Annotated in this window: 23 protein-coding genes and 1 other RNA gene; 9 read left to right on the top strand and 15 right to left on the bottom strand. The window is 34.8% G+C overall.

Annotation, left to right across the window (positions count from 1 at the left end):
- Positions 1 to 99 precede the first annotated feature (99 nt).
- Positions 100 to 1,575 carry a SulP family inorganic anion transporter gene (locus tag LD272_RS07425; RefSeq protein ID WP_226035971.1) on the bottom strand — a complete coding sequence of 492 codons (1,476 nt, stop codon included), beginning with the start codon at positions 1,573 to 1,575 and terminating at the stop codon, positions 100 to 102.
- A 291-nt stretch (positions 1,576 to 1,866) separates the two neighbouring features.
- Between LD272_RS07425 and LD272_RS07430 the strand changes: the two genes are divergently transcribed.
- A complete protein-coding gene (locus LD272_RS07430; protein WP_226035972.1) occupies positions 1,867 to 2,334 on the top strand; it encodes a YndM family protein in 468 nt (155 codons plus the stop codon).
- 76 nt (positions 2,335 to 2,410) lie between these two features.
- Here LD272_RS07430 and LD272_RS07435 read toward each other — a convergent pair whose 3' ends face one another.
- Complete coding sequence (locus tag LD272_RS07435) at positions 2,411 to 3,334, bottom strand: M14 family metallopeptidase (protein ID WP_226035973.1); 924 nt, start codon at positions 3,332 to 3,334, stop codon at positions 2,411 to 2,413.
- Positions 3,335 to 3,494: 160 nt separating this feature from the next.
- Positions 3,495 to 4,658: an acyl-CoA dehydrogenase family protein gene (locus tag LD272_RS07440; protein ID WP_226035974.1), complete on the bottom strand. Its 1,164-nt coding sequence runs from the start codon at positions 4,656 to 4,658 to the stop codon at positions 3,495 to 3,497.
- A 286-nt stretch (positions 4,659 to 4,944) separates the two neighbouring features.
- Between LD272_RS07440 and LD272_RS07445 the strand changes: the two genes are divergently transcribed.
- Complete coding sequence (locus LD272_RS07445) at positions 4,945 to 5,580, top strand: YczE/YyaS/YitT family protein (protein WP_226035975.1); 636 nt, start codon at positions 4,945 to 4,947, stop codon at positions 5,578 to 5,580.
- Between the two features lie 270 nt (positions 5,581 to 5,850).
- Here the strand turns inward: LD272_RS07445 and LD272_RS07450 are convergent, their stop codons facing one another.
- The 5 genes from LD272_RS07450 to LD272_RS07470 form a co-directional block, all read right to left on the bottom strand.
- Positions 5,851 to 6,336 (bottom strand): chemotaxis protein CheW, encoded by a 486-nt coding sequence (locus LD272_RS07450; RefSeq protein WP_226035976.1) that lies wholly within the window; start codon positions 6,334 to 6,336, stop codon positions 5,851 to 5,853.
- Between the two features lie 311 nt (positions 6,337 to 6,647).
- Entirely contained in the window at positions 6,648 to 7,634 is a 987-nt protein-coding gene (locus LD272_RS07455; protein ID WP_226035977.1) for a siderophore ABC transporter substrate-binding protein, read from the bottom strand.
- A gap of 215 nt (positions 7,635 to 7,849) precedes the next feature.
- Positions 7,850 to 8,608, bottom strand: coding sequence for an iron ABC transporter ATP-binding protein (locus LD272_RS07460; protein ID WP_226035978.1), 759 nt, complete (start codon positions 8,606 to 8,608; stop codon positions 7,850 to 7,852).
- A complete protein-coding gene (locus LD272_RS07465; RefSeq protein ID WP_226035979.1) occupies positions 8,602 to 9,549 on the bottom strand; it encodes an iron chelate uptake ABC transporter family permease subunit in 948 nt (315 codons plus the stop codon). The genes LD272_RS07460 and LD272_RS07465 overlap by 7 nt, the downstream gene beginning before the upstream one ends.
- Positions 9,542 to 10,492 carry an ABC transporter permease gene (locus tag LD272_RS07470; protein ID WP_226035980.1) on the bottom strand — a complete coding sequence of 317 codons (951 nt, stop codon included), beginning with the start codon at positions 10,490 to 10,492 and terminating at the stop codon, positions 9,542 to 9,544. Before LD272_RS07470 ends, LD272_RS07465 begins: the two co-directional genes overlap by 8 nt.
- Before the next feature lie 253 nt (positions 10,493 to 10,745).
- Between LD272_RS07470 and LD272_RS07475 the strand changes: the two genes are divergently transcribed.
- The 5 genes from LD272_RS07475 (at position 10,746) to LD272_RS07495 (ending at position 16,351) form a co-directional block, all read left to right on the top strand.
- On the top strand, positions 10,746 to 11,972 hold the full coding sequence (locus tag LD272_RS07475) for a molybdopterin-dependent oxidoreductase (protein WP_226035981.1): 1,227 nt from the start codon (positions 10,746 to 10,748) through the stop codon (positions 11,970 to 11,972).
- A 106-nt stretch (positions 11,973 to 12,078) separates the two neighbouring features.
- On the top strand, positions 12,079 to 12,693 hold the full coding sequence (locus LD272_RS07480) for an anthranilate synthase component II (protein ID WP_226035982.1): 615 nt from the start codon (positions 12,079 to 12,081) through the stop codon (positions 12,691 to 12,693).
- 68 nt (positions 12,694 to 12,761) lie between these two features.
- Positions 12,762 to 14,510 (top strand): aminodeoxychorismate synthase component I, encoded by a 1,749-nt coding sequence (gene pabB, locus LD272_RS07485; protein ID WP_226035983.1) that lies wholly within the window; start codon positions 12,762 to 12,764, stop codon positions 14,508 to 14,510.
- Positions 14,511 to 14,693: 183 nt separating this feature from the next.
- Entirely contained in the window at positions 14,694 to 15,845 is a 1,152-nt protein-coding gene (locus LD272_RS07490; RefSeq protein WP_226035984.1) for a conserved virulence factor C family protein, read from the top strand.
- Positions 15,846 to 15,922: 77 nt separating this feature from the next.
- Positions 15,923 to 16,351, top strand: a complete 429-nt coding sequence (locus LD272_RS07495; RefSeq protein ID WP_226035985.1) for a BrxA/BrxB family bacilliredoxin — start codon at positions 15,923 to 15,925, stop codon at positions 16,349 to 16,351.
- Positions 16,352 to 16,397: 46 nt separating this feature from the next.
- Here the strand turns inward: LD272_RS07495 and LD272_RS07500 are convergent, their stop codons facing one another.
- From LD272_RS07500 to LD272_RS07515, 4 genes are all read right to left on the bottom strand, one after another.
- Complete coding sequence (locus LD272_RS07500; RefSeq protein ID WP_226035986.1) at positions 16,398 to 16,655, bottom strand: alpha/beta-type small acid-soluble spore protein; 258 nt, start codon at positions 16,653 to 16,655, stop codon at positions 16,398 to 16,400.
- 38 nt (positions 16,656 to 16,693) lie between these two features.
- Positions 16,694 to 16,930 (bottom strand): YozQ family protein, encoded by a 237-nt coding sequence (locus LD272_RS07505; RefSeq protein ID WP_226035987.1) that lies wholly within the window; start codon positions 16,928 to 16,930, stop codon positions 16,694 to 16,696.
- A gap of 67 nt (positions 16,931 to 16,997) precedes the next feature.
- The gene (locus LD272_RS07510) at positions 16,998 to 17,261 is read right to left on the bottom strand and encodes a hypothetical protein (RefSeq protein WP_226035988.1); all 264 of its coding nucleotides are present in this window, start codon (positions 17,259 to 17,261) and stop codon (positions 16,998 to 17,000) included.
- A 124-nt stretch (positions 17,262 to 17,385) separates the two neighbouring features.
- Positions 17,386 to 18,321 (bottom strand): alpha/beta hydrolase, encoded by a 936-nt coding sequence (locus tag LD272_RS07515; RefSeq protein WP_226035989.1) that lies wholly within the window; start codon positions 18,319 to 18,321, stop codon positions 17,386 to 17,388.
- Positions 18,322 to 18,520: 199 nt separating this feature from the next.
- On the opposite strand from LD272_RS07515, the gene LD272_RS07520 reads away from it, so the two are divergent.
- A complete protein-coding gene (locus tag LD272_RS07520) occupies positions 18,521 to 19,924 on the top strand; it encodes a Na+/H+ antiporter NhaC family protein (protein WP_226035990.1) in 1,404 nt (467 codons plus the stop codon).
- Positions 19,925 to 20,026: 102 nt separating this feature from the next.
- On the opposite strand, the gene LD272_RS07525 is transcribed toward LD272_RS07520, so the two are convergent.
- The 3 genes from LD272_RS07525 to smpB form a co-directional block, all read right to left on the bottom strand.
- Positions 20,027 to 21,286, bottom strand: coding sequence for a C40 family peptidase (locus LD272_RS07525; RefSeq protein WP_226035991.1), 1,260 nt, complete (start codon positions 21,284 to 21,286; stop codon positions 20,027 to 20,029).
- A 398-nt stretch (positions 21,287 to 21,684) separates the two neighbouring features.
- Positions 21,685 to 22,047, bottom strand: a transfer-messenger RNA (tmRNA) gene (gene ssrA / locus LD272_RS07530).
- Between the two features lie 128 nt (positions 22,048 to 22,175).
- Positions 22,176 to 22,640, bottom strand: coding sequence for an SsrA-binding protein SmpB (gene smpB, locus LD272_RS07535; protein WP_226035992.1), 465 nt, complete (start codon positions 22,638 to 22,640; stop codon positions 22,176 to 22,178).
- A gap of 152 nt (positions 22,641 to 22,792) precedes the next feature.
- Here smpB and LD272_RS07540 point away from each other — a divergent pair, with 152 nt between their 5' ends.
- Complete coding sequence (locus LD272_RS07540; RefSeq protein WP_226035993.1) at positions 22,793 to 23,653, top strand: GNAT family N-acetyltransferase; 861 nt, start codon at positions 22,793 to 22,795, stop codon at positions 23,651 to 23,653.
- Positions 23,654 to 23,662 lie beyond the last annotated feature (9 nt).

The raw sequence follows: 23,662 nt of genomic DNA on the forward strand, positions 1-23,662 counted from the left end.
ACGCCATATATAAAAACATTTGTTCAGTGCGATACACAAAATATTAAATATTTCTTCTTAAAGAAGAAAGGATCACATAAATATGTGATCCTTGGATAATTAGTGATTGGCTAGTTTAGCATCTGATTTATTATAGACAGCCCGCTTTTCTATTAAATCTGAGCTTTCTTGATCCAAGCCAATAACAGCAACGTCTGTTTTATTTTCTTTATATTTTAAAACAATTTTATCAATTGCTCCAACAGCAGAATCATCCCATAAGTGTGCTTGACTAAAATCCAATTCGACATAATCAACATCTTCTTTAAAATCGAAGCTAGCAACAAAATCAGTTACTGATGCAAAGAAAAGCTGTCCAGTTACTTTATAGACTTTTTTCTTCTTGCTTCCTTCAACCATTATAGCTTTCACATGCACTTTGGAAATCTTTGCAGCGAAGAAGATTGCACTAAGGACGACACCAGCTAGTACACCTTTTGATAAGTCATGTGTATAAACAACAGTACCGACTGTAACAATTAGAACAATAGCGTCTGTTCTTGGCATTAGATGAAGAGTTTTTAAAGAATTCCAATCAAAAGTCCCTATCGAGACCATGATCATAACACCAACTAAAGCAGCCATCGGAATCTGAACAAGTAAATCATTGAATACCATAATAAGCACCATTAAAAATACCCCAGCAGTCAAGGCTGATAATCGACCACTACCACCTGACTTAACATTAATTACCGACTGACCTATCATTGCACAGCCAGCCATTCCACCAAAGAAACCAGAAACAATATTTGCTATTCCTTGTCCTTTTGCTTCTTTATTTTTATTACTTTCTGTGTCTGTCATGTCATCAACAATTTGTGCGGTAAGGAAAGATTCCAACAAACCAACAATAGACAATGCTAATGCATATGGAAAAATAATTGCTAATGTTTCAAAATTTAATGGAATACTAGGTAATAAGAAAACTGGCAAAGCTTGTGTTAGTTCGCCCATATCACCTACAGTACGAACCCCACTTCCAGCATAGATTGCAATTATCGTAATAACAACAATAGCCACTAATGGTGCAGGTACTACTTTTGTGAACCTAGGTAAAATATATATAATTGCTAATGCACCGATAACCATTGCGTACATCGGCCATGATTCACCCACAAAGTGAGGTAATTGTGAAGTGAAAATTAGAATAGCTAGCGCGTTAACAAAACCAATCATTACCGATCTTGGTATGAATTTCATAAAGCGAGCGAGCTTAAATACACCCATTACAATTTGAATAACACCTGTTAAAATTGTTGCTGCGAGTAAGTATTGCAACCCGTGATCTGCTACCAAGGTAATCATCAACAATGCCATTGCACCTGTTGCGGCTGAAATCATTCCCGGTCTACCACCAACAAAGGCAATAACAACTGCTATACAAAAAGATGCATACAACCCAACCATCGGATCAACACCAGCGATAATAGAGAAAGCAATTGCTTCAGGTATTAAGGCAAGTGCTACTACTGTTCCGGCTAGGATATCACCTTTGACATTACCAAACCAATTTTGTTTTATAGTAGATATATCCAATTAAGCACCTCTTCCTATTTTATTATACGACGTTAACCAACTCTCATAATGTTGGAACCGTTATGAACAAATGAATTTTAACATACATAATATAATTTCAGAAATGCAATGTAAGCGTTAATCATATCTTTTTTTCTTCATTTATCTTTCGATTTCTCTTGTATAATCTTATTTTCAAAAAAGTGATAGTAAAACACTAATTACTTTCTAATAATTACCTTTCGTTATTAGCTTTATTTCTATCGACTTTAACAAATAATATAGTATATCTCGCTTGAGAGGAGGTCATATATGGATCATATCAAAGCACTTGCGATAAAGTTCATTATTATAAGTATTGTCCTTTATTCGATATTGGGGATTTTTAATAACGCCTCCATAACTACTATTTTTATCATAAGCGTACTAGTTACCGGTGTTTCTTATTTACTAGGAGATTTATTTATCTTACGTCGTTATGGTAACTTAGTTGCTTCTATAGCAGATTTCGGGTTAGTTTTTCTTTTCGTTTGGGCACTCGCAACATTTTTCTTCCAAGTAGAATACGGAATATTTTATGCTTCACTCTTTTCTGCATTGTTAATAGCTTGTAGTGAAGCAGTCTTCCATATGTACATGCACTATCAAGTGTTCCATAAGGATGAAGAAATAATTGTAAATCGTCGAAATATAAATAGCACGTTACAAACTGAGTTTTCAGAAGAGTACATCGATCATGACTTTATTGATTCAGAAAAAGATAAGGATGACAACAAATAGAAAAGCTTGGCTTGTCGATTGATACCGGACAAGCCAAGCTAATTTTATCTATTATTTTCATCTTAGTGCTTGCTTGTTAGTGTAAATCAAGTGCTTCTTCAGCAAGCAACAGGCCTACTTCTTTATTATCATTCCAGATTTTATCATACATATTTAATGGGACTGGTCTTGGACCTACGAGTGGGGATATCTCAGGAGTAAAAGCAGGTTTTTTCAGATCGCTTATAAACCAATCCGTAAAACCTCCTCCACCAGGACTCGCTCCGGATTCAAGCAACTTGTAACCTGTTATAGAACTAAATCTCTGGGCGATTCTATTTGAAATTACTAATAATTCACCTTTACAGTTATACTTCCAATATATTTCTTCCCCTGATGAATGATATGCTACTGCTATTTTAAATTCATGGTCTAATGTAAAATTGTAAATTGCTTCTGCTTCTGGTTCACTAAGTGGATGTGGGCCTTTATACATCATAGGAGCCGGTTTCCCAGTATTATCTTGGATCGAGTTCCAATCGGCTGGGTATTGGCGATTCAAATCAACCCCACGAATATTAGCCTTCCAAGCAGAAAAATCTTTTCTTCCATTATTTAAATTTACTAATTCCACTGGATTTTTTGCACTCTTTTCTCCTTGCTGAACCAGTGAAACACCATCAGGATTTACCATAGGTACAAACCAGATTCTAATTTTGTTTAGGATATCTTTCACGAAGTAGCTTCCAATCTTACTTTCATTTATATAAGCTTTGCAGTAAGCTTCAAGCATATTCATTAATAACGCTGTCGTTAACCATTCCCTTGCATGATGTGCACCATTAATGAATATTTCTGTTTCTCCAAATCCTATGGCAATACCGTAAAGTTTTCTATCATCTACTGATTTACCAATTACCTTTGATCTGACTAATTTCGGATAAGCATACTTTAGTTTCTTTATGTCTTCTTCCATTTGTTGATAGCTATATATTTGCTTTGGATTAACTATACTTAACACCTAGGAACCCCCTTCATCATTTCCAAAATGGATTTTAAAATGGAAAGTAGACGGCTTCGTCTTGCTTACATTTATATTATTAATTAACTAGATGAAGGGTGAAGATTGTTACATGTCCCACTAAAGATATACGCTTTTAAATAAGCGTATATCTTTATTCTTATTCAGTTAGAGCACGATTTCCTAGCATTTGTATGACCATATCATCCATCGGTGGATTATGGAGTCCTGCTCTTACATCACGATAGTATTGCTCGAATTGCAATTTTTTCGAGAGACCTCTTCCTCCTACAATCCGCATAGACAAATCGACAACTTCATTGGCAATATTAGTAGCTACGGTTTTAACAGCCGCAAGCTCTGGCCCTAGATTGTCTCTATCTGCAACATTGTTATCCCATTTTTCTGCAACAGCATACATTAGATATCTTGCTTGTAGAAGCTTCAAGTCCATTTCACCTATTTTTTGTTTAATATGGGGTACCTCTGATATTGTCGTATTGAGACTATTTGGCTGATAACTTTTAGCGAACTCAATCGCGTCATTACGAGCAGCTATTGCAATACCCAAATAACAAGCCGGGATATGCAACAACCAACCTTTTGGAGTTGGCTTAGCAGATTTTGTATTTATCTCTACTAATGAATCTTGATTAAGCTTTACATTCTTAAGAACAAGATCATCGCTACCCGTTCCTCTCATGCCTACTGTATCCCAAGTATGTTCAATGCTAATACCTGGATGTCCTTTTTCAATCAAAAAACTTCCTACCGATTGCTTATCCTCAACATAAGCAGTAACCAGATAATAATCGAGAACACTAGCCATTGTTGTGAAGGTTTTTCTTCCATTTAAAATATAGTATGTTCCGTCCCATACTGCTTTTGTTTCGGGAATACCTCCTCGAGTCGGACTCCCTGTTGCAGGTTCTGAAGCAGCACGATTAACAACTTTTTTGTTTTCTCCGACTTCCCTAGCTAGCATAGTAAATTTTTCCGGTGTCCACATTTTTTGTTCGCTTAATTCCATCATAATTCCCATGTGCCATCCAATTGATAATGCAACTGAACCATCACCGACTGCTAACCTTTCTTGTAAAAGCAATAGTTCATAAAGGTTGATTTGTTGTCCTCCATATTCTAATGGAAGAGGCAACGTGACATATCCTTCAGACTTCAAATCGTTTAAATTTTCTAATGAAAAAGAAGCATTTTCTTCCGTTTCGGGTACCCTCTGTTTAACACGGATTGCCAATCGTTCCGCCATCCTGATTAGATCCCTTTGTCGATCATTTTTTATAAAAGATTCAAATAAGTCTGCCATAATTCCACTCCTAAGTTACAAATTTCAGACAAAAGTTACATATATATTATGTTACAGAATTTTTTATACTTAAGCCAATTAAATAAAATGATTAACCGGAAACAAATTCATAATTATCTTTATGAATTAACTTCTAACCACGAATAAATTGCGAATTATCAGTATTAAGAAAATGACTAACTTTTCATAAAAAATTTTCCACATATAGTATATATGGTATCATTTCTTTCACCCCTTTGTTATAGTGTTAAGATGTCTATATTAGTTTTTAAGGAAGTGATTATGTATGAAGCGACTTAATCGTGATGGATTTCACTTCTATGTTGCTGGAATTTTGATTTTAACATTTGGAATAGCCCTTACCATTCTGTCTAAATTAGGTGCTTCTCCGTTTGATGCACTTCTTGTTGGTCTACACAGAACCTTTGGGTTAACAGTTGGAAGCTGGGAAATTGTAGTTGGATTAACGATGATACTATGTAACGCCCTCGCCCAAAAAAGCAAACCAGAATTCTACGCACTATTAACCTCATTAATCACAGGTATCGGAATTGACTTTTGGTTGTTTGTATTAAGTAATTGGATTAATCCTTTAACAATGCTAGGTCAATCATTTGCACTTGGTCTAGGGATAGTTTTCACGGGTATAGGTGTGGCAACTTATCTACAATCGAAGTTTGCACCAAATCCATTAGATAGATCAATGCTTGTAGTATCTAATCTAACAGGTTTGAAAATGGCTTATTCTCGAGCGTTAATAAGTATAGTGCTCGTTATTATTGCCTTCTTTTTTGATGGTGCTATTGGTGTGGGTACATTAATTAACGCATTAATAACAGGTGTACTAATTAATTTCTTTATGCCATATATAGTATCTTTTAGAAATAAAGCAATCAAACGAAAAGAAAAATTAGCATGTTAATTGAAGCCAACCTATTATAAAAAGCAGTCAGCATAATATACTGACTGCTTTTTTGATTTAAATTAAAGTTAGATATTTATCTATTTCAGTTTTCTGCAAACCTTTTATATTTATAAAATCTTTCCTTGTAACTTTTGCTATAAAGAAGATACGTTCATACCAAAATCACCTGATCCAATACATTGTAGGTTAACGATTAGTTGATTATTTAAAAAATACTTCCAGATCCAATCTACCAACTTGATGAACAATGTCATGATACATTCCCTACTATTCTTTTACTCCCATGCTATTATCATCTATTACATCTAGGATTTCATTTAATGTTTCTAAATCTAATGAATAATTAAAATCTGATAATAGTATTAATCTATCATTTAACTTCGCAACAGCTTTAATAAATTTAGCTTGATCACTTCCACCAATAAATTTTGGTGTAGGTTCTATGACATTGGGGTCTATATCTATTACATCTGTGGCAGCATCGACTATTATACCTACTTGAACTTCGTTTACAGCTGTGATAAGCACTCTTGTTTGGTCTGTTGGCTCGGTATTTTTTATATTTAATCTCTTTTTCAAATCAATGATTGGTATAATTTCTCCGCGCAGGTTGATTATTCCTTTTATAAAATCAGGTGACTGTGGTAGCTCGATAAGATTTTGAAATCGCTCAATCGATCGAACTTGATTAATTTCCGTACCGTATTCTTGATTATTTAATTGAAAAATGATGATTTTAGCGAAATCTGCCATATTAGTTACTCCTTTTTTGGAATTAAATGAAACGAATTTATTTAGATTAGAATAACCAAGTTCTATTACACAATAGATGGTATTCTTGTTTGGGTATTAGGCAATCTTAGTCATCCAACAATAGATTCCGTTACTTAGAATGATCTGTTTCTAACTAATAATTTAGTACATCACGACTACTGTATTATTTATATCTTAATATTACACTCGACACAAATCAACAATATTTTCTTTATTTGGTATTTACTTCTAAAATTAATAAAAAAGCACCCAACACATAGAATTTATATGTTGGATGCTTTGATTTTTAATTAGTACTTTTCACTAATTTCATTTATCATTTCAGTAACGGAAACTAATCCACCACCAGAAAGGTACCAATAGTCAGGACTTAGGTACACAATATTTTCATTTTTATATGCCTCAGTTTTCTTGACTAGTTCATTTTCAAGTGTTTTCTCAGCAGATGCTTCCCCACCAACCACTTTGTTTCTATCAATAACAAATAAGTATTGTGGGTCTTTCTCCGCGATGTATTCAAAGCTTACATTTTGACCATGTGTGGAAACTTCTAGCGAATCATCTACTGGAGTAAAGCCAAAGATGTCATGAATAAGTCCAAATCTTGAACCCGGTCCATAGGCACTGATACTACCATCATTAGTCAAGATAATTAGTCCGTTGTCACCATTTGCTATAACTTCTTCATTTAACTGTGAAATTGCATCATTTATTGAAGAAAGCTCTTTTTCTACTTCTTTTTCTTTGTCAAAAATTTGACCTAGAAGCTCAACATTTTCAGTAAATGAATCAATATATCTTGAAGTGTCAACCCCCATATAAATGGTTGGCGCAAGTTCGTTTAAATCTTCATATACTGCAGACTGTCTTCCTGAAATGATAATTAAATCAGGATCAATTTCTGCTATTTTTTCAAAATCTGGTTCTTTTATTCCACCAGCATTTTCGTAGGTTGAATCCTCATACTTTTCTAAATAAGATGGTAAGCTATCTTGCGGGACTGCTGTTACCTCTACACCTAACTTGTCTAGGGAATCTAATGTACCATAATCAAACACTACTACTTTTTCTGGATTTACAGGTACTGAAGTCTTGCCTAATTCGTGCTCAATTTCAATTTCCGTTGGTTCTTCTGCATCCTCTGAATCTGTAGATTGTTCTACCTCATTTTCTTTGTCGCTATCTGAAGCAGACGCTGCTTGCTCTTCGTTCGTACCACAAGCTGTTGCAAAAACAATTAACACTATTAAAGACATTAGCAATGCTAACTTTTTCATACGAAATCACTCCTAAATTTTATTTGGTATTTTATTATTTAAACTGATAGCAGATTGATAACAATTCTCAGTGAACTTCAATAAAGAAGCACTACTTTCGGGTAGCTTATTTCTAGGGCCCAGCCACCAATCATATAGTGCTAAAATAGAACACTTTTTCGTTATCTATTTACTATCAAATTTTAAATCAAGGTTTAAATCAAGGTTTAAAAAAACTATGAAAAGTATAGGCAAATTCTACATTGATCAATATCTTGAATTTTGATATCCATATCATAAACTTCTTTTAAGACTTTTTTATTAATAATTTCATTGGTCGTTCCTTTTTGCACAATTTCTCCATTTTTTAGTGCTACGATATAATCAGAGTAAACGGAAGCGAAATTAACATCATGGATAACAATTACCACTGTTTTTCCAAGTTCATCAGCAAGTCTACGTAAAACCTTCATTATTTGTACAGAATGCTTCATATCTAAATTATTAAGTGGCTCATCAAGTAAGATATAATCGGTATCTTGAGCGATAACCATAGCAATGTGAGCTCGCTGTTGTTGACCACCACTTAATTGATCAATGAATTTATCTTGTATGTCTTCAAGTTCCATATAAGCAATGGCCTCATCCACAAATTTCTTGTCTTCTTTTGTTAATCTACCTTGTGAATAAGGGAAACGACCAAAATTGACTAGTTCCTTTACTGTCAACCTCACGTTAATATGATTTGCTTGTTTTAAAATAGAAATCTTTTTGGCAAGTTCACTACTTCTGGTTTTGGTAATTTCCTGATCATCAATAATAACCTCACCATAATCTTTAGCTATTAGGCGGCTGACAATCGAAAGCAATGTACTCTTGCCTGCGCCATTAGGTCCAATGAATGAAGTGATTTTTCCTTTTGGTATCGTTAAAGAAACATTATCTAAAACTGCCTGATTTCCATAACTTTTGGATATTTCTTTTACTTCTACCATGATTTATTCTCCTTTAAAATTAGATATAGGAAGTACGCACCACCGACAAAATTAATAATCACGCTTAATGTCGTCGAAAAAGTAAATACACGATCAACAATTAACTGACCACCTACTAAAGCTATGATACTTATGAACACAGAACCTATGATTAGTTGACCATGCCTATATGTCCTTAGAAATTCGTGTGTAACATTTGCAACCAATAATCCTAAGAACAAGATTGGACCGACTAGTGCCGTCGCTACAGAAACTAGAATAGCTACAATGATTAATAATCTTTTTACAACAAAATCATAATCAACACCTAGATTAATTGCTTGTTCCTTTCCTAAAGAAAGTACATCTAAATATTTATAAAAACGTACAAAGTAAAGTAGCACAACAACTATAATTCCTATTGAAAGATATAATATATCTGTATTTACATTATTAAAACTGGCGAACATACTATTTTGGATGACAAAAAATTCATTCGGATCAATTAACACCTGCATAAAGGATGAAAGACTTCCAAAGAAAGTACCAAATATTAAGCCTACCAACAAAAGAAAGTAGATGTTCTGACCCTTTCGAAATAAGACTTTAAAAAGAAGTAGTGCAAAAACAACCATTAAACTTACACAGATAATAAAATTAAAGTTCTGATTTAATACTGTAATACTGGTAGAACCAAATACAAAAATAATAAAAGTTTGGACTAACAAGTAAAGAGAATCTAAACCAATAACACTGGGTGTTAAAATTCTGTTATTGGTAATCGTTTGAAAAATCATTGTTGAAATAGCTATAACCGCACCTGTAATAACAATCGCTAGTACTCTGCTAGCTCTCCTTGGAAGAATATAATCCCAATTACTACTTATACCTAGGAATAAATAAATACATACTAAAATGACCGCGATAGCTGCAAGAAGACTTATTTTGACTTTATTATTCATATGACTTTCTCCTCATAACTAGGTAAAGAAAAATACCACTTCCAATTACCCCTACAGTCACACCAATTGCAATTTCATATGGATAAATGATAATTCTTCCAATGATGTCACATGCCAATACAAATACCGCACCTAATACTGCGGTATGAGGTAAACTATTTTTCAGATTATCCCCTTTATATATAGTTACAATATTCGGAATTATTAAGCCTAAAAACGGAATCATTCCAACAGTAAGAATCACCACTGTAGTCATGAGTGCAACGATAACTAAACCAATATTAACGACTCGTTTGTGATTCATTCCTAGATTAGTTGAAAAATCTTCTCCCATTCCTGCAATTGTAAATCGATTTGCAAACAAATAAGCAATAATGACTAAAGGCACACTAATATATAATATTTCATATCTACCTTGAAGAATTAGCGCAAAGTTCCCCTGTAACCAGGATGACATGTTTTGGATCAAATCATTTTGATAGGCAAAGAAAGTTGTGACAGAACTTATTATATTTCCAAACATTAATCCAACTAGCGGTATAAAAATTGGGTCCTTAAATTTAACTTTTTCTAGAATTTTCATAAAGATAAATGTCCCAATTAAAGCAAATGCAAATGCTACTAGCATTTTCTGCATCGGACTAGCTGATCCGAAAAGCATCAGTGACACAAGAATACCAAACCTAGCTGAATCCATTGTCCCTGCTGTTGTTGGTGAAACAAACTTATTTCTGCTCAATTGCTGCATAATAAGACCACAGATACTCATACTCATACCTGCAATTAAAATACTAATCAGTCTTGGTAATCTACTAATCAATAAGATTTGCAATTGATCTTCTGATAAGTTTAAAAGATCTTTCGGGTTTAGATCAATAACACCGATAAAAAGGGAAACAAATGATAATAGGACTAGTAAGATAATTAAATTACGCAATTTCATAAACGAATTCCTTTGCCTTCCCAACTACAACGAAAATTATTATGTAGATTAATAATAAACAAAACAACCAATAATGATATTCATTATCAATTAGATTACTATAATAGTATCATGTTATAATAATCTGTCAACGGCTATTTTAGAAATTAAATTTAAAAACACTACTGACCTCAAAGTCATTTATCTATCAAAAACCTTACAACCTGTTAAGATAATAATTACTAAATCTATTTTAATATGAGGAGGATTTCGGGTGAAATGGTGCTTGTTCTTTATGAAAAATTTGAATTTTGGAAAAAAACTAATTAGACTCCATCATTCCAATGCTTTGTTATTTTATGTATTAAGTGTATCAGGTTTAATTCTAATTTCCGGTTACTTCAGAACTTATTTCCCTAGCACGCGAGTCCTAATTAAAGATATCCACATTTGGACCGGATTCTTAAGTATTCTGCCTATCGTTTTTTATTTACCTAAAATACAAAAACATTTATTAACACTGAGGAAAAGAAAAACACACCGAATCAATGTTTACTTCATCTTAGCCATCCTTATCTCTTTAATTATTTCCGGAATAATACTTACCTTTCAGCAACAAATCCCACCTAAAATCAACTCATTTGCACTTTTTATACACGATATAGCCACATGGATTGGTTTACCATACGTAATTTTCCATAGTGTAACGAGAAGCAACTGGGTTAAAAATTATACTCACGCTAAAACGAGTCATCAATTACAGAATGAAGAGCCTACAATTATAGATAGAAATAACCCACTCCTGCGGCGGCGATCATTTTTGCAGATGTTAGTTGGTGCTACAATCGCTTTAGTGACAATTCCGTTATTCGGAAGCTGGCTGAAACCTTTCATTATTGGGAGCAGTCAAGTGAAACAAAAAAGTGCTAATACTATGAACCCTATACCAACGCCACAGTCCGCCCTCACATCAAGTAAAAGGAAAGGAGAATTCCGTTATTACACAATTACCGAAATGCCTTCATTTTCCAATCAAAATTGGTCTTTTACGGTAGATGGTCTAGTTAACAGGGAGCTTGTTTTCAGATGGGAAGATTTCGTTAAACTAAAGCGCGAAGCACAACTATCTAACTTCCATTGTGTTACTGGTTGGAGTGTTTATAATGTTGTTTGGGAAGGTATTCCATTAAAAGGTTTACTAAACAAGGCTGGCATTGATCAAAATGCAAGCTATGTAAAGTTCTACTCTGGTGACGGTGTTTACACAGATACACTAACACTATCTGAAGCAATGATGGATGATGTTATGGTTGCCGTCTTAATTGATGGTGAATTAATCACCCAACAAAATGGTGGACCTGTCCGACTAATCGCACCTAGACTATATGCCTACAAGTCTGTTAAATGGCTGACGAGAATCGAGGTTATCGAAGAAGAGCATATTGGTTATTGGGAAAAAAGAGGATATCCCCAAAATGCATGGGTAAAAGGAAAAAGCTAGATTCTTAGAATAAATAAAACATGAACCAGTGCTTTTCTTATTTGTATATTACATTAGTCACGTTATAATAAAAAAAGTCGAAATAGCTAATAAAAGAGGTGCAAACATGATTGTCATCATCGATAACTATGATTCATTCACATATAACCTTGTCCAGTACTATAAAGAACTTGATAGCATCGTCCATGTCTTTCGAAATGATCAACTAACATCTCAACAACTACAACAACTAAATCCAGATTTAATTGTTTTTTCTCCTGGACCAGGAACACCTGATGACACAGGTGTTTGTCGAGATATTTTATCAACGTTTCACAAAAATACTCCTATTTTAGGTGTTTGTCTTGGTTATCAACTAATTGTAGACTTCTTCGGTGGTCAAATTGTTAAAAGTAATCAACCAATGCACGGTAAACTATCCCTTATTCATCATACGAATCAAGGCGTTTTTGAGTCGATCACCTCTCCATTAAAGGTAACTCGCTACCATTCCCTAATAGCTGATATCAAACATATACCTACTAGCCTAGATGTGACATCTCATACTTTGGATGGAGTAATTATGGGTGTCCGTCATCACAAGTATCCTGTCGAAGGCATTCAGTTTCATCCTGAATCAATTTTAACTGACTATGGTTTTACCATGATAGAAAATAGTTATAAGCAAGCCTTAGCCTGGAACCCCGTCTATAACAACGGCGCTGGAGCTGGACGTGACTAACTTAGCAATTAATTATCCACAGCATTCCATTTTATAATATCCTGACTATAAAAAAAGGAGAGATTGTAATGAATCCTTTTCTTCTCTTTGAATTTGCAGATGAAACTGGAGCAAAACACCCTACGTTGTTTACAGGTCCAATTGAAATAATAGAAACAGATAACTTAAGTGAAGTGTCTACCATTTTCAAGAAAATTGAAAATGCCCTTGATAACGGATATTACGTTGCTGGTTATCTATCATACGAAGCTGCGCCTGCTTTTGATGACAAATATAAAACGCACGAAAAAACCACTCTGCCGCTTGTATGGTTTGCTATTTTTGATAAACCAACAAATGAAATTCCACCTCACACCGAACAAAATTACGAGGTAGGTAATTGGCAATTAACGTCCGATTATAGTGAATATCAAGCAGGAATTAACACGATTAAAAAGGCTATTTTGAACGGACACACGTATCAAGTAAATTATACAGCTAGATTACATGCAAATTTCCGAGGAGATGACCAAGCCTTTTATCAGCAACTTACACGAAATCAACAAGCCTCCTATAGTGCATATTTAAACCTTGGCAGGTACCGAATTCTTTCAGCTTCACCTGAGCTTTTTTTTCGCTTGAATACTAATGAAATAACTACAAAGCCAATGAAAGGAACAGCGAAACGCGGACGGACAACTAGTGAGGATGAAGTTCTAATTTCTAACTTAAAAGCATCTGAAAAAGAACAAGCAGAGAACCTAATGATCGTTGATTTGCTAAGAAATGATATTGGTAGAATCTCTAAAACAGGTACTATTCGTGTGCCAAGATTGTTCGATGTGGAGACTTATCCTACTGTTCACCAGATGACCTCTACCATTACAGCCGAGTTAGAACCAAGTACAACTGTCTTCGATTGGTTTAAAGCCTTATTCCCATGTGGTTCGATAACGGGCGCGCCAAAGATTAGTACGATGGATTATATCGCTAGTCTAGAGCAATCTCCAAGAGAAGTTTATTGTGGAGCAATTGGTTATATTACACCTGAACGAAAGGCTATTTTCAATGTGCCAATTCGAACAGTTATTATTGACTCAGAAAATGAACTAGCGACTTATGGTGTTGGTGGCGGGGTTACTTGGGACTCCACTGTTGAAGGCGAATATAATGAATTATTAACGAAGGCAAAGTTATTAACAGAGCGTAGACAAGAATTTCAATTACTTGAATCTTTAAAATTAGAAAACGGAGTGTTCCCACTTCTCTCCTATCATTTAAACCGATTAGAGGACTCTGCTAATTATTTTCAATTTCTGATTGATGTAGATAATGTTAAAATGAGGTTGCAAAACTATGCTAAGAATAACTCAGAGGGTACATACAAGGTGCGACTTTTAATCGATAAGACCGGAAGCATAACTATAAAAGGAGATAGTGCTAACCCGATCAACGAACCGGTTAGTTGTGAATTAGCAAAATCACCGATTAATGAGTTGGACCCATTCTTATATCATAAGACAACAGTTCGCAATCAATATAACAGTTTCCAGCAACAAGACTCCACGACATTTTCAACATTACTCTGGAATAAATATGATGAGTTAACTGAGTTTACTATTGGAAATCTTGTAGTTAAAATCAATGGTAACTACTATACACCTCCTATTACATCCGGACTGCTTGCAGGTACCTTTCGCCAAAAGTTATTAGACAAAGGGATTGTCGAAGAAAGAATATTACTTAAGTCAGAGATGAACAAGTTCGACGAAATATGGTTTATTAACAGCGTTCGAGGTTGGCTGAAAGTCAATTTGATTACTAAAGAAGAGTTGTAGACTTAAAGGTCTATAACTCTTCTTTTTTATTTATGTTACCCCCTCATGCTGCTCCCCTTCATACAGCTATAAATGCTAATGTACATTTACTTTTACATAAAGTTAAGTCGGCAAAACTACAAAATGGATAATCCTCATAATCTCTGATAAAATCACTGTTAAGAAAGAGAACGGAGGGATAACGTGAAAATCGTCTCAATAGAACCAACACCAAGTCCACATTCGATGAAAATCAACTTAGATGAAACATTAACGGATGGGAAAACGTTAAACTTTAAATTGCAAGACGACCTTAGTGGTGCCCCTGACTATGTAAAACAAGTGCTCTCTATTGACGGTGTTAAAGGAATTTACCATGTAGTGGATTTTATAGCATTAGAACGAAATCCCAAACATACATGGGAATCCATTCTGCCAAAAGTACGAGAAAAACTCGGTACCGTTGAACCAACTTCTACTGAAGATAACGTACAGAGTTATATCAGCAATAATGACAACTCCTTCGGTGAGATAAAAGTACTCATCCAAATGTTTAGAGATATACCCATGCAAATAAAATTAGAGGATGGATCAGAAGAAAAAAGATATGGTCTTCCCACTATATTTACAGAAGCAGTAATGAAAGCATCCGAAGCATCAACAAATTTTGTCATGGAACGAAAATGGGTAGAACAAAACGTCAGGTATGGAACTATGGACCAGGTTGGTGAAGAAGTTGCTGAGGAACTGTCTGCCAGTTATGATCTAGAGCGCCTGAATCATTTAGTTGAACTAGCACTCAACAATTCAAACGAAGAAAAAACAGTACCACTTAAACAAAATGAAAAAGTTACAGTCGATATGTTTAATAATACTGATTGGAAAGTTCGCTATGCTGCACTAGATCGATTAATTAAATCCACATATTTAGATCTACCCGTGCTTGAAAAAGCTTTAAATGATGAAAAGGCTTCGATTAGACGTTTAGCTACTGCATACCTTGGGATGATAGAAGAACCAGAAGTATTGCCATATCTTTATCAAGCATTAAAGGATAAAACAGTAACCGTACGCAGGACAGCCGGCGATTGTATCTCTGATTTAGGCTTTAAAGAAGCAATGCCAGAAATGATTGCTTCCCTTACTGATTCAAACCGATTAGTACGGTGGAGAGCTGCTATGTTTTTATATGAGGTTGGTGACGAGTCAGCCATTTCGGCTCTAAAAAATGCTAAAGACGAGCCAGAATTTGAAGTTCGTATGCAAATACAAATGGCACTTGAACGAATTGAAGGTGGAGAAGAAGCCAAGGGTTCCGTCTGGCACCAAATGACTCAAGCTACAAAACAAAAATAAGCAAAGCTCCCAAAGTTTTACAGACAGTTTACCAACGTGGTAAATTAGAAGAAACAAATTAATTTAGGAGGATTTTTATGAATCCATATGAACAATATATGAAAGAAGTATCACAACCAATGAGAGATGAATTAATCGAAGCAGGATTCCAAGAGCTAACAACTACTGAAGATGTTGATCAATTTGCTTCTACTACTGAAGGAAAAGCACTTGTTGTTGTAAACTCAGTTTGTGGATGTGCAGCAGGCCTTGCAAGACCAGCAGCAAAAGCTTCCTTAAATCATTCAAAAAAACCTGAGAAGTTATTTACTGTATTTGCCGGACAAGATCGTGAAGCAACTGCAAAAATGAGGGAATATCTTGAAGGGATTGAACCTTCATCACCATCAATGGCTTTGATGGAAAATGGAAAAGTACTTCACTTTATCCCTCGTGAAGAAATTGAAGATCATCAAATCGAAGAAATAGTTGATAACCTTACAAATGCATATGATAAATATCTATAATGGTTTGATGAAGGGATATTGCTTTAATGCAATATCCCTTCTTTTATTAAGGATTATTTTTCTTCATCTGCTCCTGAGCCATTCTCACCATTTCTTTGACCATATTCCCACCTATATTTCCACCAATCTTACCAGCATCTTTTGCTTTAATGTTTCCATTATAGCCCTTATTAAGTTGTATTCCTTGGTCTCCCGCAGCCTCATACTTAGCATCTTGTGGATCATTTGTATCAGTAACTCTCGCTTTTAATTCATCTAATGCCTGTCGTGCCCCAGGTACTAGTATTTTATTTCTTCGTGCCATCTGGCAAACCTCTTCTCTTCGCTAAGGTGAAACTTCAATTAATAACCTTCTCTAGGAATATCTTCGCCCTTCTTACCATTTAACTTGCCATCTTTACCAACAGAATCTATTTTGCCATCAATCGAACCTTCTGTATAACCATCAGAAGCCTGCTCATGAGTAATCGCGGTACCTTGTGACAACTGATCAGTACTTTGGTAATCAGAAGGATCATACGTCTTTTCAGCTACTTTATTTGCATCTTGTTGGCTTACCTTTTTATTATTTTTTGCCATTATTAATCCTCCTTTTTCTTACATATATATGTTTTGTTTAATCGTTTGAAATTATTACTTTGTTTATCTAGAGATTTTCTGAAATAGTATTAAGTTCTTTTAATAACACATCTACCTCTTCCTCCTTTAAGAGTAAAGGTATTTGGTCATTTACGGTAATTGTACATGAATCCCCCAATTCACTTTGTCTTGATAAATAATCTTTTAACACACCTATTTGTTTGATTGACAAGGTTGATTCTGTGTCTAATTGTTTAACCTTCTTTAAATAGAACGAATGATCATCATTTGAATAATTCCCACTAAAAATACTGCCCTCAAATCCGGCCAAATAGCACCACTTCTTTCTTTTATAGTAATGGTAGTATTTCATTGTTTTTGTTAATTATGTAAATCTAAAGTAGTATCTTCTAACTGAAAAATCCATTCAATAATTGAATGGACTTTGCTAATCTTCACCTTGATAATGTACGGTCAATAAAATCTTCTAATCGTTTTTGATATTCTGAAGTTGCTACTTCATATGCCTTGGTATGACCTGCATCTGGAACAATCCAAAATTCCTTCTCACTGGTAGCAGCAGCAAAAATTTCATGTGCCATTTCAGTTGGTACAAGTTCATCTTTATCACCATGAATGATGAATAATGGTCGTGTATTCTTTTTTACTTGTTTAATTGCAGAAGCTTCTTTAAAATTGTAGCCAGCTCTTATATCAGTAATCACGCTGGTTATCTGCATAAGTGGAAAAGGTGGTAAGTTGTAAAGGTGTTTTAACTGATAAACTAATTCATCTTTGACAGAAGTATAACCACTATCGGCAATAATCCCCTTAACCTCAGTTGGTAAATCCTCCCCACTTGTCATTAAAACTAGGGATGCTCCCATTGAGTTCCCGTGCAAGAAAATAGTATCAGCTTGTCTCTTATCAGTTAATTCATCTATCCAGGATAGATAATCTAAACGATCGTGCCAGCCATATCCGATATAATCACCCTGACTTTCACCATGTCCTCTTGCATCAGGCATCAATATATCAAATCCTAGATCATAATAAAATTTAACTAAATCACCCATTTGATCATTAAATCCCCTATAACCGTGTGCTAGGATAACCGCTTTTTTAGTCTTTTGACTATTTCTTAGATACTTTGCTTTTAAAAGTAATCCATCATAGGAAACTTGTTCGATAACTTCAAATTTCTGATTATCATACCAACCCTGCGCTTTTTCTATAATTACCTGATTCTGTTGATTTGAAAATACTTCAACCGCTTCTGTACCACTATATAATTCTATTTCTTCACCGCGTTTAACACTTTGGCTATAAAAATAATTTCCAGCTATCAGTAGTCCAGAAGTAAATAATATAAAAACTAAACTAATTATCAAATAAATCCGCCTCTTCAATTTATATCACCTCGGGGATCCTAATCACTCGGGCTATTATCCTACAGACATTATAGACTAAATACACAAGTTTAAGGGGTTCATTTAGAATTTTTCCAGAAAATCCAGTGTTAGTTATACATAATTTAGTAGAACAACCACAGGATAAGCTGAAGCAATTAACTGAAAATAGGTGAGAATCATGGAGCAAAGTTGGCTTTCTATCATTCCATTTCTAATTGTTATACCAATTGCAATGATTACAAAACAAGTTTTACCGGGATTAATTTTGGGTTTATTAGTTGGATCCTATCTAATTTCTCCTTCTCTAATTGGCGGGATGGAAACAATGCTTGGTTATGTCGTCCAAGCATTAATTGATGAAAATAATATTAAAGTGATTGTGTTCCTATATGTATTCTCTGGACTCATCGGGATGATTAAGATGACTGGAGGGGTGAAAGGATTTGTAGAGAAAGCAGCAGAACGAATAACTACCAAGAGACAAGCATTGCTACTCACTTACGCTTCAACAGTTGGAACCTTTAGCGCTCCCACATTTCGGTTTGTAACGATCGCTCCAATAATGAAAGCACTATTAAAAAAGGTCAAAATGTCAACAATGGAATTAGGTTTTGTCATTGAAACAACCGCAACACCAATTATTGTATTAATACCTGTAGCAACAGCCTTTGTCGGTTATATGGTCTCAGTTATCCAAGTTTCGACTCAAACAATGGGTGTAACAACAGATCCATATTCTTTGTTCATACAGAGCATTCCATTTAATTTTTTCGCCTTTGTGATCATACTACTCGGAATATATTTAAGTTTCTTTCATCCCTCACATACAGATGCACCAACGCAAATGGATGACGAGGAGGAAGATGATGATTGGCATGACTGTCACCCAGCCGTTTCAAAAGATCTTCCAACAAAACCTTTGAACCTGTTAGTACCGATAATTCTGGTTATTTCGCTTACACTCTTTTTGACCTGGTGGGACGGCCATACGGAGGGTTATTCATTTTTCCAAGCCTTTATTAAGGCAGATGTATTAGAAGCTATGGTAGTCGCATTACTAATTACATTGGTTATCTCGATATTCTTTTACATTATTCAACGATTTAAACTAAATAAATTAATTTCTAGTTTTATTATAGGTGGAAATGAGTTAATGTCAGTAATCGTCTTATTATCCGTTGTTTGGGGACTTTCTTCTGTCACTGATGATTTAGGTTTTTCAGGATTTGTAACAGCCCATACTGACTGGATACCAATCATGTTTATCACGCCTATGTTATTTGTTTTCGGCTCAACTGTATCGTATTTTATCGGTTCAGCTTGGGGAACTTGGGGTATTTTAATGCCACTAGGATTGTCTCTTGCTAGTGTCGCAGATATATCGTTACCACTAATGATCGGTGCAGTGTTTGCTAGTGGTTCTTTTGGTGCCTTTGCATCACCATTAAGCGATGACACGAATACATTAGCTAAAATATTGGATTTGACTGTAATGGATTATGCCCGGTTCAAATTAAAACCTGCACTCATCGCAGCTGGGATAACAACTGTATTATACACTGGAGTCTCCTTTATTTTTTGATAACCAAGAATCCCGTGCGAACACGGATTAGCATAGCAGGGAATCGAATTCAGCAAATCAACTAAAAAATCACGCACTAGGGTGCGTGATTCATTTTTATTTTTAATTCATTATACGACGAACATGGCCAGTAAATCTCTGCTTCCAGTAGCTATTATTCATGTCTGCATAAGCTACTCCAGTAGAACTTTGTGAACCTAAAAATTTGTTTCCACCTACATAGATACCTACATGCCCATTTGTCTTATAAGTATTAAAGAAAACAAGATCACCAGGTTTCATTTCGCTAACTGATACTTTTTGTCCTGTTCCGCTGAGTGCACTTGTACTAGCACCTATGTTAATGCCAATTTGAGAAAATGCCCAGCTAACAAATCCAGAACAATCAAAGTAACCATTGGCAATATCAGAAGAAGATCGACCCGCTCCTAATCTATAGGTAGAATTTCCGAAATATCTACTGCTTGCGGATATTATTCCGCTTAAATTCCCACTAGTGGCAACTGATTGAGTACTTGTTGGCTTAGAAGCTGAACTACTAGTATTACTTGATGAGTTATTATTTCTTGATGATTCTTGACTTAACGTTTGTATTTCCGACTGACTTCTTTCAGCTTGCTGTATTCTATTTAAAATAGCTGATTCTTGTGAAGCTAAATTGCTATCTTCTAGCTGTAAATCTGATTTCAAAGCAATATTTGATTGCCTTTTATCTTGAAGCTCTTCCTTTAATAAATCACTTTGCTCTTTTTGCTCTACTACTAAAACCTGCATTCCCTCTAATTCAGTTTTCATATCTGTAAGTTCAGTAAGTTTTTCTTCTACTTTACTTTGTTTCTTTTCTAAAATCTCTTCATCTTGTTGATGCTCTGATAGAAGATTAGAGTCTGCTTCTACAATTTTAGATACTAATACAACCCGATCAATAAATTCACCAAAGCTTTTCGAATCAAAGATTACTTCTAAATAACTAAAGCTTCCACCACTTTTTTGCAAGGCTGCAGCTCGTTGTTTAATTACTTCGAATCTTTTCTCTATTTCTTCTTCTACAACTGCAATTTCATCTTCTAAAATTGCCACATCTTCTTCCGATTGTAAAATATCATCTTCAGTTTCTTCTAACATGTTTTGATTGTATTCTATCGATTCTTCAAATCGGTCAATTTCTTCTTGTAAATCGGTAAGTTCAGCCTCTACTGCTTGAATATCCTTATCAGCTTTTTGAATACCTTCTTGAACTTCTGATCTTTCTTGTTTGATACTTTCTAAATCAGGTTCAGCTTTAACATCAGTTGCTGAAAATAAACTTCCTAACACAACTAATGTCATGGTGTACAGAGCAATCAGCTTTTTATTTAGCAATCTCTTTCCCCCGCTTTCAACTTATCAATCAATTATGTAAACGTTTTTATATTATTAAGTTTGTTATTCTATTAACTTAAAAAAGATTATCACAGTCCGAATTATAACACTTGTAAATGACAGGAATGTAATAGAAGTATTACAATTATATTTCAATCATTAATAATAGAAGATTTTAACGAAAGTCTAGTTATTTAAACAAAGAAAAAGATCTACCTATGTTGGTAAATCTTCATTTCCACATTTATATAATATTTCTATTATTTAATTTTTTATTACTAGCTTTTCAAAAGCCTTTTTGATCTATGTAAAAAATCTAATTACTAGATTATGATAGCTATATTAATAGAAACCAGAGCCAATGGTTACAGGAAATAAAAAAACCACCAATTATGTATTGGTGGAGACGGTGGGAATCGAACCCACGTCCAGAGATATCGCCACTCAGGCATCTACGAGTGTAGTTGGTATATTAGTAATTCGCTCGCTTTTTGGCCTGCCAACAGGCTTCCAAGGAGCTAGTCTGATTAATCTCTTCTATCCATCCTCAGACGGTGGACGATAGCGTATCCCGCTTCATTTGAGACCCTTCATCTACTCACACGGGCGATGGTAGGAAGGATCCTTTAGTGCTACTTACGCAGCTGCTAAAGAGTAATTTTGTTCTTTGCCAGTTATTATTGGCGTGTAACGTTTTACGAGACGTAACCTCGACGCGCAACCTGAGCTCAATCTACCCCTGTCGAATCCGTAACGTCCCCATATAAAAGGGTACAACGGGAAACAAGAAGGATTAAGCATTCTTGTATATTAAGTTGTTATTGTCTTTACGACACTATTTATTATAACAGACTAGCAGTATTTTTCAAGTCTTTCTAACTGGTAATAGCTACCTCATATTGTCCTTGATAGCCCGATCGATATCACGTTTTGCTTGTTTTTGCTTCAAATCCTCACGCTTGTCGAATTTCTTCTTACCTTTACCTAATCCTATTAAAATCTTTGCTACACCATTTTTTATATACATTTTTAAAGGAACTAACGCATAACCTGCCTGTTGTGTTTCCCCGATCAACTTATCAATTTCTTTACGATGAAGGAGCAACTTTCTAGTCCGTGTAGGTTCATGGTTAAATTGATTCCCTTGCTCATAAGTCGCTACGTGCATATTATAAAGTAGAGCTTCTCCCCTTTCAATACGGGCAAAGCTATCCTTCATATTGACTCGACCTGCACGAATCGATTTAATTTCAGTCCCTTTTAATACGAGACCTGCTTCAAATGTTTCTTCAATAAAAAATTCATGATTTGCTTTTCTGTTTTGTGCTATGACCTTCCCCTGACCTTTTGGCATAACCGTTACCTCCTACTTGCTCGTGAGATATATTTTAACAGAAAAAAAGCTTAAGTTCCAATTTAACTTGTACCTGTGAACTCAAGGGTTAGACAATCGGGCTTCATTTATGAGAGTATTAGTTCAAATTTATTGTTAAAGGGGTATGACATGTGAATCAAGGAATACTACAAATGAGAAAATTAACTGTTGATGACATAGCATTAGTCCAGCAGATGGAAACGAATATAATAGATGATTATATCCTAAGAATCTTTCCGGAACTTGTTCAATCACACTCCAATGCAGTATATGGGTTATTTAACCAAACTAACTTAGTTGCTATTGGTGGTTATACTATATTTCCAGGTGGATACGCCATGCTCGGAAGATTAAGAAGTGATCAGCGCTATCGATTGAAAGGTTATGGTACTGAAATATTATCTTATATAAAAAAAGAATTGGAAAGAGACCCTTCAATAAATTGGATCGGAGCGAACACGAATGATGCTAACATTGCAGCTCGACGTGTAATCGAAAATCTTGGTCTCACAAAAGTAACCAAACTTCATTCCTTACCGGTTACTAATAAAAATATAATTGGTGGTCGAACAGGTCAAGTTTGGAAAAGGATTGAGACACTAGCAGAAAAGAAAGAACTAATTGGATCAATTGAAGCGAATGCATTAGGTGTTTATCCATTTGAGTGTTACTACCCCTTTCCACTAACTATGGAATTGCTAACAGATGAGCATTTAAATCAATCACATTTTTTCAGGAACTCTTCCAACGACCGGTTTATGGTAATTAAAAATGACCAAAAGCACGAGTGGTTTGCTCAAGTTAAATACTTCTGGAATGACCATTTTGAACAACCAGGATTTTGGAACACGGTTTTCGCATATACAGAACAAGAACCTGAAGCTATTAAGGCGTGGATTGATTTTTCACAACAAGGCTTTGACAACATTCCAACAACAGACGCTTTTGAAATTACTGATGCTTGGATTTTATATGGGAAATGGGTTAACTAAAGAAAATAG

The organism is Aquibacillus saliphilus, assembly GCF_020404745.1.
GTDB classification, from domain to species: domain Bacteria; phylum Bacillota; class Bacilli; order Bacillales; family Amphibacillaceae; genus Aquibacillus; species Aquibacillus saliphilus.